The organism is Mesorhizobium sp. INR15, from assembly GCF_015500075.1.
Lineage (GTDB): Bacteria > Pseudomonadota > Alphaproteobacteria > Rhizobiales > Rhizobiaceae > Mesorhizobium.
This window is the reverse complement of the sequence record NZ_CP045496.1, coordinates 3201357-3217774: the sequence shown is the minus strand read 5'-3', so window position 1 is coordinate 3217774 and position 16418 is coordinate 3201357. Positions and strand designations below refer to the sequence as shown.

Here is a 16418-nt window from a genome sequence, read left to right as displayed (position 1 = left end):
ATCCAGCGAGTTTGTCACTTGAGCTGTCTGGGTCGACAGCAGTCCCCTCTTGGCCAGGACGGGCTTGGTGTATCTCTTCTTCATCTTCCCCTCGCGCCTATCCGCGATAGTGTACACGCGGCGATATGTTTGTCCATTTGCCCGGGCCATCGCTCGCCATTTTGCCTGGCCATTGCGCCCATAGGCTCGCCGAGGAAAGCCCCAACGCCACATCCCCGGCGAACCTGCCGCCCGCATGAGGGACGAAGGCGGCGTTAGACTCTACGAGGCCGACCCCGGCAAAGTTGCGCGCGGTCAAAAAACTGAAATGGCCCAGCAGACAGGCCGCTGGGCCATTTCGTCAGATCAAGCCTCAATGCAGGACTGCGACGATCTGATGGGTCTCGGGGTCGACCAAGACAGTCTGGTCGTTGATAACCGCCACGCGGTATTTAACGTTGGGCACTTCACGCAACTCGACCGTATCTGGCACTGGCGAACCAAGCTTGAGTTCAACACCAAGAAGGTTGACGGATGCCAAAGGCTGCTTCTTGACATACTCACGCACCACGGTTTCCTGTTCTGGCTGAACCACGATGACGTCTTCAGCAACCGCAGCGCCGATGCCGCCCAACAGAACCAAGGCAACTGCCGCACTCGAAAGGTAAGCTTTCATAACACTCTCCATTGTGATTGCTTCAAATCCACCCGGGAGAACAATTCGAACAATGAATAGAAGTTCCAAATAAAATTCTGACGGAATTTACATACGTGACGTTCAATCACAATATATTTTATAGTGTATAATACAATTTCGATAACAATAGTTTACCGAAATTCGATTAAGTTGATTACACCGATGACACCGACCGGCTGGGCTACTCTAAAACTACAGAGTCAAAACCGCCCATCTCGCGGAAGCGCTGCTGAACGCCGCCCAGACCGACCGCCTTGGCCTGGCTATTTATCTGAGGCCAAAGAAGCTGAGTATCGCAAGCACGATGACGACGGCTCCAACAAGCCAGATGATGTTGTTCATCGGTCTTCTCCCTTTAGGCACAGCTAACGTAATGAGAGGAATCTTGTTCCAATCGGTTTTCCAAATGCCGTCTGATGACGCTGTCACGTGATGCACGAACAGTTGCATCTGGCCGACGGCGCCGTGGCTGGAAGCGAGACACCTTCAGCGCATCGTTCCAGGATCAATAGGACACCGCGGTGACGCTCCGGCGCTCTTGGCAAACTGGTGCAGATCAACGTTCCGGCGCAGCCCCCGACCCGTGCCCGGTGCCATCCTCAACTACCCCAATGGAAATGATTCAAGCCGATCAACTTGCGTTGCCGGCAGAAGAATTTCCTCTATAGTGTCGTTGATCACCGCCACGCGGTGATGGCACAAGTTTTCATTAAAATTTCGGGAAATCGCAGCAAGACTTAGCCTTATCAGATGGATAGCCAATCGTGCGAGATCGAGTTGGACCATCGGCAATATTGGAAAATGCTTGGTATTGCGCCGCATGGTCGCACGAATTGCCACGCGGGGGCGCCCTGCTCGGCCGAAAACTTCTCAACCGGCACATCGCGCTGTTTCGCGACAGCCAGGGCAAGCCGCACGCATTCAACGCCGTGTGCCCGCACCGTGGCGCCGATCTGTCTCGCGGCCGGGTCATCGGCGACAGGGTCGAGTGCCCGATGCATGGCTGGGTCTTCGATCTGGACGGCCAATGCGTCGCGGTGCCGTCGCAGCCCGACGATGTCAAACTCCCCCGCGCCTGCACACCCTCATACCTCACGGCGGAATCGCAGGGCGCAATCTGGATCTGGGTGGGTGCAAAGCGCCAAGGCTTGCCTGAACCGCCGTGCCACGACGTCTGGGGCGAAGCTCCGGACCGCCGCCGGCATTTCAGCAAGCCGCAATTGTGGACATGCTCCTTCGTCAACGCCGTCGAAAACCTGATCGACACCACCCACGTGCCGTTCGTGCATAAATCGAGCCTCGGCGGCACCCGCCTCTATCCCCGGCAGAAACTGGTTGTCGACGACGATCTCCGCGGCTTTGCCGGCCAGGATGATCCGCAAAGCCCGTGGCAGCGGATAGAGGCCGCCTATGCCATTGGCGGCCTCCCCGGGCGTGTGGTGACGGGTCTGGTCGGCATTGGCGATATCGCCGGCGAGCACTACCGTTTCGATCTCGGCGGTTCGTTCTACTACCAGGTCGATTGGCGCACAGGCGCCTGGGATGTGCTGCTGGCGCATTGCACGCCGGCGGATGCCTTGCACACCTGGTTCTTCGGCCTGTCGGTGAGGACGCGCGCCACGCATTGGCTGGGCGACCTGCTGCAGCGGTGGTTCGATCGGCGCCTGTGCCAGGAGGACGAGGCGGAGGTGACGAAGATGCTCTCCAATGACCCTGAATTGCTGCCCGCACCCGTCAGCGTCGCCGGCGACGAGCCGACCCTCGCCTTCCACCGCCTCTATGCATACCAGCTAAGCCGGCAAGATGCTTGAGCGCGACGCAGCCGGCATGGATGCGCTCGGCGAAACCGGGCAACCGTTGCCGCGCGCGAGGGCCGAGGCCGCGCCGCCGGAAAGCCACCTGTCCCCGGCGCAGCGCGCCAGCCATGAAGCGCGTGAAGGTACCGGCTGGGATTGGCTGACAGGTCCGATCTGGACGATCCGCTTGCTGGTCGGCGCCGGTGCATGCGCTGTTGGCTACGCGGCGCAGCGCGTGACGCGGGTCACGCCGGTCCAGGAGCTGCGCGGGCTGTGGCTGTGCCGCTTCCTGGTCGGGATGGGTCCGCTGGCCATCAAGGTCGGCCAGCTGCTGGGCGCGCAGGTCGACCTTTTGCCGCCTCAAATGCTGAAGCAGGTGCGCGAACTCCAGGACAATGTCCCCGCGACCGCCCCCGAGAGGCTGAACCGGCTTCTGGCCACTACGGTGGATGGCGGCATTGGGCAGCTGTTCGCCACCTGGCAAAACACGCCAGTCGCCAGCGCATCGATCGCGCAAGTGCACAAGGCGTCACTGCCGTCGGGCGAGATCGTGGCCGTCAAGATCGTCCGGCCCGGTGTGCGCGGCCAACTGCGCGACACGCTGTCCGCCTTGCGGCTGCTGGCGCGCATGGCGCAGCTCGTCTCGCGGCGCGCCCGCCAGCTCAATCTCATCGCTCACATTCAAGAACTCGAGGTAATCCTGATCGAGCAGACCGACATGCGCATCGAGGCCGCGCATCAGGACCGCATCCGGGCCAATTTTTCCGGCCATCCGCATGTCCGGGTTCCGGCGCCGATCAGGGCGCTGTGCACGCGCGACATGCTGGTGATGGAATGGATGGATGGCATTCGCGGGCTGCAATCCCATGAGGTCCAGGTGCCTCCGGCCGTGCTCGCATGGCGTTTGCAGGATGCCTTCTACACGATGGTCTACCTGCATGGCTTCTTCCATGCCGACCCACATCCCGGCAATGTCATGTTCTCGTCCAAGGGCGAAATCATCCTGCTCGACTTCGGCCTGGTCGGCGAGCTCACCGAGGAGCAGAAATGGGGGCTGTCGTCGTTCTACTACGCGGCGATCCGCAAGGAATGGCAAAACGCCGTGGACCGCTTCACCAGGCATTTTGTCGTCAATGGCGAGGCAGCCCTTGGCAATGCCGCCTATCGCTCCAGACTGCTGCTGACCCTCAGAACGCATTTTGAGGAGCGCACGCGGAAATGGTCCACCGTCGGCTTCGTCGCCGACGCCAACGACGTGCTGCGCAAGCACGGGCTTCGGTTCACAACGGTCTTCACCAAGATCGTGCTGGCTTTCCTTTCAGGCGAAGGCTTTGTCACGCTGATCGATCCACGGATCGATATTTGGGCCAATGCCCGCCGCTTCACCGACCGCGCCAGCCCCTACATGAGCGATGCCGTCCAGGGCCGTTTCGAGGCATGGTTCGGCGACACGATGGCGGGATCGCTGCGCTGGCGGGAACGAGCCGACCGATCACTGGTCGCGCCGACACATCTCGACCGCTACATGGTTCCCAACATCCATCCGCTGTTCATCCGGCGGGCGCATGGCAGCCGGCTGGAGGACATTGACGGTCACGAATACATCGATCTGCAATGCGGCTTCGGCGCACAATATCTCGGCCACGCGCACCCTGTGGTGGCGGAGGCGATCGCGCGGGCCGCCGAAGCCGGCTCGCTCAACGCCATCGGCAATTGCGCGGAGGTCGAACTGGCCGAGGAACTGGCCGGCGCGCTGCCGTCGATCGAGCGTGTCATATTCGCCAATTCGGGCACCGAGGCCGTGTTGCAGGCGCTGCGCCTGTGCAAGGCGGCGCGCGGCCGCGCCAAGGTGGCGAAATTCGAGGGCCACTATCACGGGTTTTCAGACCAGGGCATCGTCAGCAGCTGGTTCGTGTTCTCCGGCCCGGCAAACCGCCCGCGAGCGGCGACCGGCATGCCGGGTACCGACCGCGCCACTGCGGAACGCACCTTGGTCCTGCAATATGGCTACATGGAAGAGCTCGACCGGCTGAGCCGCGAAGCGGACGACCTGGCCTGCGTCATCTGCGAGCCCTACCCGGCGGCGGGCGGGGACATCGATGTGGCCTTTCTGCGGGCGTTGCGCGGCTTGTGCGACCGCCACGGCATTCCGCTGATCTTCGACGAAGTGGTCAGCGGCTTCCGGGTGGCATTCGGCGGCGCCCAGGCGCTGGCCGGTGTCGAGCCCGACCTGACCTGCCTCGGCAAGATCATTGGCGGCGGCCTGCCATGCGGAGCGGTCGGCGGCCGGCGCGCGCTTGTCGATCTGGCCAAGAGTTCGCACGACCCGTTCAGGGATTTCGAGCAAAAAGTATTCGTTGGCGGAACGATGAGCGGCAACTCCATAACCTGTGCCGCCGGCCTGGCGGCCGTGCGTCACCTCCGCGACAACCGGCATATCTACGCCGATGTGGATGGCAAGAGCCGCAGGCTGGGCAAGGAACTCGCCGCCGTGGCCGCCGAGGCCGGCGTCGCCTATCAGGTGGGCGCCGCGCGATCGATCATCACCATGAGCTTCGACCACCGCAAGCCGCGCCTGGTGCGCGAGCAGCAGACCGGCGGCAACTACCGCGCCAATCTCGCGCTCGCCTATTACATGCGCCAGCACGGCGTCTACATGTCGGAACTGCACACGATGCTGCTTTGCGCCGCGCATAGCGACGACGACATCGATCGGACGGTCGAGGCGTTCGCCGGCAGCCTGCGCGACATGATGAATGACGGACTTTTCGTAACTTAGGCTTCCAGCCACAGGAGCGGGTCAGAGATGCGCTTTGCAGCGATTGAATGCTTGCTCCCGAGCCATCGGGTCGGCAATGACGAACTGATCGCCGAGGTGCTCGGCAGAAGCGCGGCGCATATGAACGAACGCCAGCTCCGCCAGCTCGACCGGAGTTTCCGCGTCCTGTTCGATGCCGCGGGAACCAAGGTTCGCTACTTGCGGGCGCCAGAAGAGACGGCGCATGATTTCGTCGTCGGGGTGGCAAACGCGGCGCTGCGCCGCTCCGGCATGTCGCCAGGCGATATCGACCTGTTGATCTGGGTGGGCGTCGGACGCGGCTTTCTAGAGCCCGCGACATCGGTCGTCTTTCAGGACGCGCTGCACATGGTCAACGCCACCTGTTTCGACGTGCTGGATGCCTGCGCCAGCTGGCTGCGGGCGCTGCATGTCGCGCATGCCCACATCAGGAATGGCGACTATCGCAACGTGATGATCCTGAACGGTGAATTCAACTTCCGCGAATACGCGGATTTCGAATTCAAAAGCGTCAGCGACCTGCAGCACAATTTCTCGACCTTCACCATCGGCGAGGCCGCCACCGCGACAATTCTGTCCGCCGATTCCGATGAAGGGGACGACTTCTATGCGTCTTTCCGCACCCATGGCGACTTGCGCAACCTGTGCATGATTCCGCTGCCCAACCTGGCCCAGTTCAACGGCGCGCCGGCCGACGCCCACGCCAAGCCGCTGACCTTCTATTCCCATGCCAAGGAGCTTTTCGAATTCGGCATCAGCAAGCTGATCGACCACTACAACACCGAAGCGCGCATCAAGGCCTTCACCCCGGAGATCGTGTTTGGTCACGCGGCCAGCGATGCCGCCAGCACCCGCATTGCCAAGGGCTGCAATGCTGAGAACGACCACATCTATTACTTTGCCCACGCCCGCTTCGGCAACACTGTCTCGGCTTCGGTGCCGCTGGCCATGGCGCATGCCGAGAAGGAGGGTCGGCTCAAGGATGGTGCCAAAGTGATGATCGCAATGGCATCCGCCGGCCTGTCGACCGGTTGGACGCGGTTCACCTACCACAATGGCGCGGGCGAACGCCGAGGGTGAAATCCCGGGCCGATCCGGCAAGTCCGAACGGCCCTTGCCTCGCCATCTCGCCGTCCAGCGCCGGGGCACATGCTCGGCCTTGAAGGCCTGCCATCCGCGGCACTGGTCGCGCGCCCAGGGCCTCGCGGTGACCTCAGAACGGCCATGCCGGCCGACGCCGAAAGGCCCTGGGCCCAGGAGGAAACAACAGGTCGGGCTCGCCTGCATCGCTGCGCGTCAGACCTGCCCGCTGGCCGCCCTTCGCGGTACAAAGTGCGAGCTTGTCGGCCGCGCTCAAGACCTTCTGGCCGCCATTTTCGCTGCTCTTCATCTCCGCATTGCGTACCGGTGTTACGAAATCAATATATCTCGATTGGCTAAAATAACCGAACGTCCAGTGGACATTGCAAGAACCGATCATGTCCTCTCAGACCTTTGCTTCAAACACCTGGGACCTTAGTCCCACAATAAGACGCAAAGGGCTTATGTGACCGGACCGAGGCCCGGCGAAAGGAACAACTTGCCTTTTTCACCGTTGCCGTTCGGTCCCTGGCGTGACACCGCCGGACCTGCAACGAGAAGACAGAGCGATGATCCATCGATCCCCTATCCTCAAAACAGGCCATGGCCCAGGCTCGGCGATTGCCGTGCTGATGGTCGGGCTGATGGCGATAGGCATCGTGTTCCTCGTGCTCGGAAGCTCGCTCTCTCTGAGCGAGCCGACACCGGATCAGCACACTCTGTCTTCCACGCCCGCCCGATCGATTCAGAATGCCGAGCCCAGAACGGCGAACTGAAAAAAATGGCGCGCGCGGCGGAACATTCCATCCGCTCGTTCTTTATATAAGATATGTCTAATATTAAAGAACTGCCGAATGAAAGGCATATTTCTCTCGGCCCTTGTCGCCATCTCCGCCGTGTCACCGGCCATCGTAGCCCCTGCGCAGGCCGCAAGTGTAGTCATCACGACAGACAACAACATGGACATGGGCCGGCACTATGGACGTGATCATCGCTGGCGAGACCATCATTGGCGCAAGCATCACGACCGCTATTGCTTTATCAAGGTCAGAAAACATTGGCGCCACCATCACTGGGTCATTGAAAAAGTGCGCGTCTGCGACGTCGGCCGCTTCTGACCAATATTGAAGCAGCCACTGCCCAGACAGCATCGCAGGCTCCGCCTGAACGCAGGCAGTCTTATGACAGCATCTGTCTGGGGCGCGGTGGCCGTCATGCTGGTGTTGATGGCGATCGGAGCTGTCGGCTTCTGACCGACTGGCCCCAACAGCTTCTGTCTCCAGGCGGCGGTTATCCTCTGGCAGCCATGGACGCCGTGTAGTGACCGGCGTCCGCTAGAAGCCAGTCCGGCCCGGTGAGCCTGTCCCTGGACAAGGCCACCGGGTCATGTTTGTCTTTCCGCGCTCCTGCGTGCCTAGCCAGTGAAGTGGATCAGCGCGCCACCGCCTTGCCTCCCCGCGCCAACTGGCTGTGATCCGGGCTCGGAGCGGGCAGCGGCTCTTCACGCTCCAGATGCGTCGCTGCATCGACGATCCGGTCCGGATCGAAACTGGGGGCTGCCGCACCCGGTGCTGGGGAGCCGGCCCGTTCCCGCCATTTTCCTGGTGTGACCCCGGTCACTCGTTTGAAGGCGCGATTGAATGCCGCCTCGGATCGGTACCCCACGCCGTCCGCGATGCTGGCAAGGCTTTCGTAGCCGAGGCACAGGCGCTCTCCCGCCAGCTGGATTCGCCAACTCGTAAGATATTCGATCGGCGGACGGCCGAGCAGCATCTTGAATCGCTCCGCCACGATCGTTCGCGATGAGCCGACCTTGTCGGCAATCTGATCGACGGTCCAGGCGTGCGCTGGATCAACGTGGAGAAGCTGCAATGTCCTCAGCACGATCGGATCGTTAAGCGCCGCGAACCAGCCCTTCGAGCCCGTCGGCAGCCGCGCCACATGGCGCCGCAGGACCTCCAGGAACAAAAGCTCCATAAGCCGGCCCAGCACCGCCTGGGACCCTGGTATCGCCGCCTCGGCGCCCAGATTGATTTCGCGCACTGTCGAGGCGATCAGCTCGCCAACCTTGTCTTGCGATGTCTGTTCGACGATCAGCGTCGGAAGCGAACGAAAGACCGGGGCAAACAGAAATTCCGAAGATTCGAGGAAGCCGCAAACCATGCGAAGTTCATCACCGCCTCCACCATGGTTGACGGACCACATCCCTTCGATCCGGCCCGGCTGAACGATCTGTCCGGCCTCGACCATCACGGCAGGCTCACCTTTCCAGAACTTGTGATGATCAGCGAACGGCAGAAACAGCAGGTCGCCGGCCGCGACGTCCCGCCGCTCGCCATTGGCAGCCTCGAAGGTGCAGCTGCCGGTTACGATCAGATGGAAAATGCTGATGTGGCGCAGATGCGCCATCGGCGTGCCCGGCTCGTAATATTTCGGCGACACAATTCCGAACGGAGCGCTGAAGCAGCCGCTCAGGAAGACGGAGCCCGTCAAGCGTAGGGACTTCAGCATTTCCGACAGCAGATCCGGCCCGGCAGAAGGCGCGCGATCCGGTGTCCCTGCATGTAAATCCGATGTTGCAATCATTGTTGATCCTGAAGCTTGGGGACTACACCTGCCAACGCAGCAGCTCGGCCAAATAGTCCCGAAGGCGCCCTCAGCGACCTGGGTTATGAACTGTCGAGCTTAGCAAGAAACGCGACCGTTCTGCCAACCAAATGGAAAGATATCATGCTCAAGCTCGCCTCCGCACTCGCACTTCTGCTTGTTGGAACAGCGCCCCTGCTGGCTCACGACATGCCGGTCAACGCTGACGGCATCAAATGGGGACCTGTTCCAGCGGTCTTGCCCGCCGGTGCGGACATGGCAGTCATAGCCGGGGATCCTTCAAAGGAAGGCATCTATGTGCTGCGGCTGAAGATGCCCGCGGGTTACAAGATTCCCGCCCACAATCATCCTACCTCGGAATATGTGACTGTGATCTCCGGCAACTTCCACATCGGAATGGGCGACAAGCTCGACGAGACGCAAGGCATCGAACTCACCGCCGGCGGCTTCGGCGTTGCCCCCACCGGAATGAACCATTTCGCGTGGACGACAAGCGACACGATTGTCCAGGTTCATGGCGAAGGGCCTTTCGCGATCACCTATGTGAACCCGGCGGAAGATCCGAGCAAGAAATAACGCATCGCTGGCGTCCAGGCGGGTAATCCGAACCCAGCCGCGTCCGTCGCCAGACCGGTGTCTGGCAAATCCAATCACATTTCTAACGTACGGCGTTGCGGGTGGCGGCGGTCGGCATTCTTGCCCCGCCTGCCAATCCCGCATCGAGCACCGTTGCGACTTTCACGGAGTTACCTTGCAATGACAAATACGCTCATTATCGCCTCCGCGATGATCCTGATAACGGGTTCGGCCTTCGCGGCCGACACAATCGCCCATGACGAGGCGGTACCAGTCGAAGCGGGCTTTGCCTGGTCCGGCCTCTATGCAGGCATGGATTTCGGCTACGCAGCCGGAAAATCCAGCCTTTTCATCGGCGGCACCGACGGCTTCGATATCAATCCGGACGGCTTTGTCGGCGGCGTCCATATTGGCGTCAATCATGAGCTGACGAACCGCTTCGTGCTTGGCGCCGAGGCTGACCTTACGAACAGCAATGTGGAGGGGCTGACGACCATCACCAACGTGTTGATCAGGAACAAACTCACGTGGTCGGGTTCCGCGCGGCTACGGGCGGGCTATGCTTTCGATCGCACCCTGCCCTACATCACCGCCGGTCTTGCAGCAGCAAGATACGAGGTGACGGGGATCATCGGGAACGGCGGCGCCACCGCTGAAATACCGCTCCACGACGACACGCACATTGGCTGGACCGTCGGGGCTGGCATTGAGCAGGCCTTCACTGACAAGTGGATCGCCCGGGCCGAATATCGCTACACCGACTTCGGCAGCAAGGATCTTACGGGAGCGGCTGCATCGACCGGGGCGAGTGTCGATCTCAAGACGAACGATGTACGGGTCGGGCTCAGCTACAAGTTCTGATCTGCTTGCCCGCCCGATACACCGTGCGTCCTTTCGGCACCGCCACTACGGCCTCGGGCACGTGCTCGGCCTTTATCGTCACGAAGTCGGCCCTGGCGCCGACAGCTATGCCGTAGCCCTCCAGGCCAAGTGCCTTGGCGCCGGCATGGCTCACCACGTCGAAGGCCGAAGTCAATTCCCAGTCCTCGTAGAAACCCGAGCGGTAGCCGATGAGGTTGGCGCGAGACAGCATGTCGCCGTCGCCATAGGGCCACCAGGAATCGCGGATGTTGTCGGAGCCGCTGAACACGGTGACACCGGACTGGCGCAAGGCCGTGACCGGCGGGAATGCGTGATTGCCCGGCGCGTTGGTCATGATCGCCACGCCCGAGGCGGCCAGCATCTCGCCTGCCTTCATCAATGCCGCGTTATCGATATCGCCCAGCGCATAGGCGTGGCTGACGGCAACGTGTCCGTGCATGCCGAGCGCCCTGGTGCGCGCGGCGATCTCCTCGATCTGGAACAGGCCGAGGCTGCCGCCATCATGCAGATGGATATCGACGCCGACGCCATGCTTTTGCGCCAGTCCGAACACCACATCGAGATGGCCTTTGACATCGCGGTCGAAACTCGCGGGATCGAGCCCGCCGATCAGGTCGCAGCCAAGCTTCAGCGCCTCGTCCAGAAATTCCGGCGTGCCTGGCGAGGACAGGATGCCGCTTTGCGGAAAGGCGACGAGCTGGATGTCGATCTGCTCGCGGTACTGCTCGCGCACCGCCAGGATCACCTCAAGGTGCTTGAGGCCGACCGAACCATCGACCATGACATGGCTGCGCATGGCGAGGCTGCCATTGCCGATGCAGAGCTCGAGCTGGTTCCTCGCGCGTTCTTCCATGGGGGCGGCGGCGGCAAGGTTTTGCGCCTGGAACGCGACGCGCTCGCGCACGTCAAAGCCATTGATGCAAGGAATGTGCGGCCGCCAGGCGTCGCCATAAAAACTGGTGTCGAGATGGATATGGCCTTCGACGAAGGCGGGCACGACGAGTTGGCCGCCAAGGTCGACAACCCTGGCATCGGTCGCCACGCCGCCGCCGGCCGGCACGATGGCGCTGAAGCGTCCGCCGGTCACGCCGAGGTCGGCCAGCGCACCATCCGCTAGCTTTGCGTTGGTGAAGAGAATGTTCGAGGAGGCGGTCAAGGCGTCACCATCATTTGGGTCGTGTTTGTCCGGCTAGACCATGCGTGCAACGCCAGCGTCAACACGGCAAATGGTGGAAACTGTTTTCAACCGGACAACTATTCAGGAAAAAGGTAATGCATAAACAAGAGGATAAAGCGGGAAGATGAATCAGCGCCGAAGGTAAGGCGCCTTCCTTCTCCCCCCTGTGGGAGAAGGTGGCATCGCGAAGCGAGGCCGGATGAGGGGTGTTCCAGGAAACACCAACGCCTCATTCCTTCCAGCACCCCTCATCTGGCTCGGCGCCAAAGCGCCGATCCACCTTCTCCCACAAGGGGAGAAGGGAAAACGCTCACTGCGGCGCACCGGCAAACAGCACCACCGCTTCGCCGCCGGTGGCCGGCCAGTCGCGGATGGTGCGGTCGTAGCCGCTGGTCAGCACCGTGCCGTCGGCGGCGAAGGCCACCGCGTAGACCGGGCCGGACTGGCTGTCATATTCGGCAAGTTCGTTGCCCGAACCCATGTCCCACAGCCGCGCCGTGCCGTCGAGCGAACCGGACAACAGCCGCTTGCCGTCGCCCGACAGCGCCAGCACATAGACCGTGCCGGAATGGCCATCGAATTCGCGCACCGCCTTGAACGTGTCGAGATCCCACTCCTTGATCGTGTCGTCGCCGCTGCCGGTGATCACGTGGTGGCCGTCCGGCGTGAACACGGCTCCATAGGCACCCTGTTCGTGCCCGCGCCAGCTGCGCAGCTGCTTGCCGGCGACGATGTCCCAGTATTTCAGCGTGCCATCGATACTGCCTGAAATGGCGCGGGTGCCATCGGGCGACACGGCGACGGCGACCGCCGACCAGTCATGCCCCTGCATGACATGCAGCACGGTGCCCTTCTCCAGGTCCCAGACGATGACGGTGCCGGCCTCATGCACGCTGACGGCGCGCTTGCCGTCGGGCGTGATGGCCAGCTTGTTGGCGCCGCCATTGCCGCCGGCCTGGAAGACATGCAGCACGGCGCCGTCGGACAGCTGGCGCAGCACGATCTCGCCATCGTCGCCCGCCGTCAGCGCGCGCTGGCCATCAGGCAGATAGAGCGCCGAGCGCGCCATGTCCTTGTGGGTGCCAAGATTGCGGATCAGCCGCTTGCCGCCAATGTCCCAGAGCTTGATCATGTGGTCGGTGCTGGCGCTGAGGATCGAGTGCCCATCCGGCGCCACCGACAGCCAGACGACGGCGTCACGATGGCCGTCAGGCTGCGTCGGCTGCACCGGGGTTTTTGGCAAAGGCGCCACGGTGGGCGGCGCAACAGGCGGAACATCAGCCACTTCCGGCGGTGTTGGCACGGCGGGTTGAGGTGGCGTCGGGGCGACGGGCGACGTCGGAACGGGTTCCGGCGGCGTGACAGGTGCCGGCTGCAGTGGCTTTGCGGCCTGCTCGGGGGGCTGGGGCGCGACAGGCTTCGGCGACGGTTCCGCCGGCGGTGCGCTGGCGACGTCCTGCCCGGGTGCGCGCCACGGGCCGAAGCTGGTGGCCAGCAGCACCATAACGGCAATTGCCGGCAGGATGAGAAACGCCTGCCGCAGGCGCGGCCTGCCGGTCTCCTGCGCCTCTGCTGCACGGCCAAACAGCGGCGCACCTGCCGGCAGACTGACCCGGCCCGGCAGACTGCCGGCCCAGAACAGCGCCGCGCCAACCAGGCAAGCGAACGCCAGCACCGAGAACGCCGCCAGTTGCAGCACGCTCGCCTCCCGCAGCCGCTGCGGCAGGTTGTTCAGGGCGAAATCCATGGCGCCCGGCAGAAGGTAGATGTGAGCCACGCACGCAACGGCCACCACAGCCAGCAAGAGCGCGAGCAGCCGGTCAGCCAATCTGTTCATCGGGCCCCCATTGTCCAGCCTTGCCGGCCATCGGTTCTCGCCTGGAATGGTGGCGATGTCGCGGCGATGCCCGTCATGCGGCCCGGCAGACTATCAGCGCGAATCATCGAGCGCAAAATGGCGCCACCTGCAGCTGCGTCCGTCGGCCCAGCACGGGTTCAAGCCCGCCAAGGCATAGCGGGCTGCGTAGCCGGCTTGGTTGACAGCGGGCCGTGATGTGCCACAATCCCAGGTGGCACATAAGGAGAATCTCACCGTGAAGAAGACCTACGAACGCCCTGTCCTGGTCAAGAAGGGTAACCTGAAGACGATTACGGCCACCCCATCGACCGCGACCTGACCTCGACCGTCTGAAATATAGAAGAGCCTGGACATGAAGAAAATCTACGAGCGGCCCGTCCTGATCAAGAGGGGCAACCTCAAGGCGATCACCGCGGTCGGTTCTCCGGTCATAACCTGATCTGAGCGAACACGTTGGCGCGCCGCCGGGCGCAGTCCTGCGAAAATTGGAGCGCCTTATGATGAAGAGAGCTTACGAGCGGCCCGTCCTTGTGAAGAAGGGCAATCTCAAGACGATCACCGCCGGTTCTTCGGCGCCGGTCTTTTGATCTCCGCGCGCCGGTCATAAGCGGAATGCCCGTGAAATCCTGGAAAGCATGAGCATGAAGAAAACCTACGAACGCCCGACCCTTGTCAAGAAGGGCAATCTCAAGACGATCACGGCGAACGCGTCGAACGCCCAGGCCTGATCGGCTAGTGGAACCGTGCTGAGGCGCAGGTTCGGCGACACGCGACGACCGGGGTTTCTTGACAACCTGATCCCATCAGGCACTATCCTGGGCGGATATTGGAGAGTCTGATCATGAAGAAGACCTACGAAAGCCCGGTCCTGGTCAAGAAGGGCAGCCTCAAGGCGATCACCGCCACCGCTTCGAAGACCCCTGGCTGATTTCAGCGCATCAGAACCAGATCGTTCTGCATTCGCCATTTATGTTTCGCCTAAAAGCGAACGCAGGGTTGTTGTTTCCCATGTAGCGCCGCTCGAAAAACGGCCTGAGGCGACAGGCGCGACCCAGCCGCATGCAATCATGAAGCACGATGAACTTCGGGCTGTAGCCCACAATGTCGCTGACTCGCTGGCCAGCGGATATGGCGGCATATCCGGTTTCTTTGGCCCGGACATATTCGAAGAAGCACGCGGAAGCCTCGAAGGATTCATGACCGTCGATTTTCTCGGCGGCACGGTTACAGAAGGCATTCCATCGGAATTCCTCTCGAAGGCCGTAGCCAGTTGTCGAAATGCCCTTCCCGGCTTTTTCGAGAAACACGGCGCGTCAATTTCCGATTTCCGCGAAATCACGGCGCGCTACTCGAACGGCAACCACTTGACCGTCACGATCGAAGATGCGCGCGGCCGCCGCTCCACGACCGGATATGTTGGTGTCCCAAGCCGAAGAATTCGAGTTCTCGACAGCTTGGGCCGCCTTCGCCGAAAAGCCTGAAAGGGCGGCTCCCCTACTTCAGCGTCACCCACACCGGCGCATGGTCGCTGGCGCCGTCCTCGCCCCGCACATCGCGGTCGATGCCGGCAGCGGTCAGCCGCCGCGCCAATGTCTTCGACAAGAGGATATGGTCGAGCCTTAGCCCGGCGTCGCGCGGCCAGCGGTTGCGGCGATAATCCCAGAATGTGTAGAGCGTCTCTTTCGGATGCTTCTTGCGCAGCGCGTCAACCCAGCCCTGTTCGAGCAGTGCCGAGAAGGCAGCGCGGCTTTCCGGCTGCACCAGGGCGTTGTCGTCATAGGAGCGGGTGGCATAGATGTCGCGCGGTTCGGGCACGATGTTGTAGTCGCCGGCCAGCGCGATCGGCAGTCCCGTGTCGAACAGCTGTTCGGCATGCGCTTCAAGCCGCTGGTGCCAGGCGAGCTTGTACTGGAATTTCGGCCCCGGTTGCGGATTGCCGTTAGGCGCGTAGAGGCACGCCACGACAACGCCGTCCACCGCCGCCTCGATGTAACGCGCCTGCCGGTCGTCCTCGTCGCCGGGCAGCGCATCGCGCGTCAGCACCGGCTCGGCGCCGCGCGCGAGAATGGCAACGCCGTTCCAGGTCGGCTCGCCCTTCCAAACCGCGCCATAGCCGGCCGCGGCCAGCGCGGTGCGCGGAAACTGCGTATCGCGCGCCTTCAGTTCCTGCAGGCAGACAATGTCGGGTTTGGCGGCAGCGAGCCACGCCAGCAGGTTATCCAGCCGGCTGTTGACATTGTTGATGTTGAACGAGGCGATCTTCATTGGCGCTCAGGAGGCGATCCTGCCAGCCCACCCCTTCACCGTCTCCGCCAGCGTCTTCAGATGATCCGCCGTCGAAAACCCCGAAATGCTCTTGCGCGGCTTCAGGTCATGGTCGCCGTCTTCCAGCCAGACCACTTCGATGGCGCCGGAAAGATCGTAGGTCGCGACCTCGTCCTTCGTGCCGAACTCGTCGCGCGTGCCTTGAAAGATCAGCGTCGGCGTCTTCAGCCCGGCCAGATGCTTGGTCCGCAACTGCTCGGGTTTGGCTGGCGGATGAAAGGGGTAGCCGAGGCAGATGAGCCCTGAAATCTCGCCCTTGGCGAACATTTCGTCCGCGACCATCGAGGCGACGCGGCCGCCCATCGACTTGCCGCCGATGATCAACGGGCCGCTCACGCCCCTCGCCCTGAGGTCGGCGATCGCCTTGAGATACTCAGGGTTCACCGTCTCGGCGCGCGGCGGCGGCTTGCGGTGGCCGTAACGGCGGGCTGCCATATAGTGGAACTCGAAGCGCGCGACCTGGAAGCCAGCCTCGGCCAGCGCCTTGGCGGTGGCGGTCATCGATGGCGAGTCCATCGGCGCGCCCGCGCCATGCGCGAGCAGGATGGTGACGGATGCGGTGTCGTGACCGTCAAAGAGGAAATTAGTTGGCATAATATGGAGCTCCATGGCTCGGCGTTGGTGACCCCTTCTCCCCTTGTGGG

Annotated in this window: 17 protein-coding genes; 11 read left to right on the top strand and 6 right to left on the bottom strand. The window is 62.4% G+C overall.

Translation table 11 applies throughout. The features are described from left to right. Positions 1-352: 352 nt before the first annotated feature. Positions 353-655: a DUF1236 domain-containing protein gene (locus tag GA829_RS15655; protein WP_195179347.1), complete on the bottom strand. Its 303-nt coding sequence runs from the start codon at positions 653-655 to the stop codon at positions 353-355. A gap of 815 nt (positions 656-1470) precedes the next feature. On the opposite strand from GA829_RS15655, the gene GA829_RS15650 reads away from it, so the two are divergent. The 5 genes from GA829_RS15650 (at position 1471) to GA829_RS15630 (ending at position 7467) form a co-directional block, all read left to right on the top strand. Beyond that, positions 1471-2487, top strand: a complete 1017-nt coding sequence (locus GA829_RS15650) for a Rieske 2Fe-2S domain-containing protein (RefSeq protein ID WP_195179346.1) — start codon at positions 1471-1473, stop codon at positions 2485-2487. Further along, positions 2480-5251 (top strand): aminotransferase class III-fold pyridoxal phosphate-dependent enzyme, encoded by a 2772-nt coding sequence (locus tag GA829_RS15645; RefSeq protein WP_195179345.1) that lies wholly within the window; start codon positions 2480-2482, stop codon positions 5249-5251. Before GA829_RS15650 ends, GA829_RS15645 begins: the two co-directional genes overlap by 8 nt. Before the next feature lie 51 nt (positions 5252-5302). Then, complete coding sequence (locus GA829_RS15640; protein WP_195179344.1) at positions 5303-6349, top strand: 3-oxoacyl-ACP synthase III family protein; 1047 nt, start codon at positions 5303-5305, stop codon at positions 6347-6349. 569 nt (positions 6350-6918) lie between these two features. After that, a complete protein-coding gene (locus GA829_RS15635; protein WP_195179343.1) occupies positions 6919-7125 on the top strand; it encodes a hypothetical protein in 207 nt (68 codons plus the stop codon). Between the two features lie 78 nt (positions 7126-7203). Further along, positions 7204-7467 carry a hypothetical protein gene (locus GA829_RS15630; RefSeq protein ID WP_195179342.1) on the top strand — a complete coding sequence of 88 codons (264 nt, stop codon included), beginning with the start codon at positions 7204-7206 and terminating at the stop codon, positions 7465-7467. Positions 7468-7780: 313 nt separating this feature from the next. Here GA829_RS15630 and GA829_RS15625 read toward each other — a convergent pair whose 3' ends face one another. Next, positions 7781-8860, bottom strand: coding sequence for an AraC family transcriptional regulator (locus GA829_RS15625; protein WP_195179341.1), 1080 nt, complete (start codon positions 8858-8860; stop codon positions 7781-7783). 219 nt (positions 8861-9079) lie between these two features. Here GA829_RS15625 and GA829_RS15620 point away from each other — a divergent pair, with 219 nt between their 5' ends. After that, positions 9080-9532, top strand: coding sequence for a cupin domain-containing protein (locus GA829_RS15620; protein ID WP_195179340.1), 453 nt, complete (start codon positions 9080-9082; stop codon positions 9530-9532). A gap of 180 nt (positions 9533-9712) precedes the next feature. After that, positions 9713-10393, top strand: a complete 681-nt coding sequence (locus GA829_RS15615) for an outer membrane protein (protein ID WP_195179339.1) — start codon at positions 9713-9715, stop codon at positions 10391-10393. On the opposite strand, the gene GA829_RS15610 is transcribed toward GA829_RS15615, so the two are convergent. Together GA829_RS15610 and GA829_RS15605 are read right to left on the bottom strand one after the other, a co-directional pair. After that, complete coding sequence (locus GA829_RS15610) at positions 10377-11570, bottom strand: amidohydrolase family protein (RefSeq protein ID WP_258052307.1); 1194 nt, start codon at positions 11568-11570, stop codon at positions 10377-10379. The two genes, GA829_RS15615 and GA829_RS15610, sit on opposite strands and share 17 nt — an antisense overlap. A gap of 331 nt (positions 11571-11901) precedes the next feature. Then, complete coding sequence (locus tag GA829_RS15605; RefSeq protein ID WP_195179338.1) at positions 11902-13428, bottom strand: WD40 repeat domain-containing protein; 1527 nt, start codon at positions 13426-13428, stop codon at positions 11902-11904. Between the two features lie 518 nt (positions 13429-13946). Here GA829_RS15605 and GA829_RS15600 point away from each other — a divergent pair. From GA829_RS15600 to GA829_RS15585, 4 genes are all read left to right on the top strand, one after another. Then, a complete protein-coding gene (locus tag GA829_RS15600; RefSeq protein WP_308462338.1) occupies positions 13947-14036 on the top strand; it encodes a lasso RiPP family leader peptide-containing protein in 90 nt (29 codons plus the stop codon). A gap of 48 nt (positions 14037-14084) precedes the next feature. Continuing rightward, positions 14085-14177 carry a keywimysin-related RiPP gene (locus GA829_RS15595; protein ID WP_308462337.1) on the top strand — a complete coding sequence of 31 codons (93 nt, stop codon included), beginning with the start codon at positions 14085-14087 and terminating at the stop codon, positions 14175-14177. Between the two features lie 98 nt (positions 14178-14275). Further along, positions 14276-14377 carry a lasso RiPP family leader peptide-containing protein gene (locus tag GA829_RS15590; protein WP_258052306.1) on the top strand — a complete coding sequence of 34 codons (102 nt, stop codon included), beginning with the start codon at positions 14276-14278 and terminating at the stop codon, positions 14375-14377. Positions 14378-14516: 139 nt separating this feature from the next. After that, complete coding sequence (locus tag GA829_RS15585; protein ID WP_195179337.1) at positions 14517-14930, top strand: hypothetical protein; 414 nt, start codon at positions 14517-14519, stop codon at positions 14928-14930. A gap of 13 nt (positions 14931-14943) precedes the next feature. Here the strand turns inward: GA829_RS15585 and GA829_RS15580 are convergent, their stop codons facing one another. Both GA829_RS15580 and GA829_RS15575 read right to left on the bottom strand, forming a co-directional pair. Beyond that, positions 14944-15714: an exodeoxyribonuclease III gene (locus tag GA829_RS15580; protein WP_195179336.1), complete on the bottom strand. Its 771-nt coding sequence runs from the start codon at positions 15712-15714 to the stop codon at positions 14944-14946. 6 nt (positions 15715-15720) lie between these two features. Further along, positions 15721-16368: an alpha/beta hydrolase family protein gene (locus GA829_RS15575; protein WP_195179335.1), complete on the bottom strand. Its 648-nt coding sequence runs from the start codon at positions 16366-16368 to the stop codon at positions 15721-15723. Positions 16369-16418 lie beyond the last annotated feature (50 nt).

What these genes read in the sequence shown, in the direction of transcription:
- GA829_RS15630 (WP_195179342.1), top strand. Translation starts at nt 7,204, where the DNA reads ATGAAAGGCATATTTCTCTCGGCCCTTGTCGCCATCTCCGCCGTGTCA.
- GA829_RS15625 (WP_195179341.1), bottom strand. Translation starts at nt 8,860, where the DNA reads ATGCTGAAGTCCCTACGCTTGACGGGCTCCGTCTTCCTGAGCGGCTGC.
- GA829_RS15635 (WP_195179343.1), top strand. Translation starts at nt 6,919, where the DNA reads ATGATCCATCGATCCCCTATCCTCAAAACAGGCCATGGCCCAGGCTCG.
- GA829_RS15620 (WP_195179340.1), top strand. Translation starts at nt 9,080, where the DNA reads ATGCTCAAGCTCGCCTCCGCACTCGCACTTCTGCTTGTTGGAACAGCG.
- GA829_RS15580 (WP_195179336.1), bottom strand. Translation starts at nt 15,714, where the DNA reads ATGAAGATCGCCTCGTTCAACATCAACAATGTCAACAGCCGGCTGGAT.
- GA829_RS15585 (WP_195179337.1), top strand. Translation starts at nt 14,517, where the DNA reads ATGAAGCACGATGAACTTCGGGCTGTAGCCCACAATGTCGCTGACTCG.
- GA829_RS15645 (WP_195179345.1), top strand. Translation starts at nt 2,480, where the DNA reads ATGCTTGAGCGCGACGCAGCCGGCATGGATGCGCTCGGCGAAACCGGG.
- GA829_RS15605 (WP_195179338.1), bottom strand. Translation starts at nt 13,428, where the DNA reads ATGAACAGATTGGCTGACCGGCTGCTCGCGCTCTTGCTGGCTGTGGTG.
- GA829_RS15600 (WP_308462338.1), top strand. Translation starts at nt 13,947, where the DNA reads ATGATGAAGAGAGCTTACGAGCGGCCCGTCCTTGTGAAGAAGGGCAAT.
- GA829_RS15615 (WP_195179339.1), top strand. Translation starts at nt 9,713, where the DNA reads ATGACAAATACGCTCATTATCGCCTCCGCGATGATCCTGATAACGGGT.
- GA829_RS15595 (WP_308462337.1), top strand. Translation starts at nt 14,085, where the DNA reads ATGAGCATGAAGAAAACCTACGAACGCCCGACCCTTGTCAAGAAGGGC.
- GA829_RS15655 (WP_195179347.1), bottom strand. Translation starts at nt 655, where the DNA reads ATGAAAGCTTACCTTTCGAGTGCGGCAGTTGCCTTGGTTCTGTTGGGC.
- GA829_RS15575 (WP_195179335.1), bottom strand. Translation starts at nt 16,368, where the DNA reads ATGCCAACTAATTTCCTCTTTGACGGTCACGACACCGCATCCGTCACC.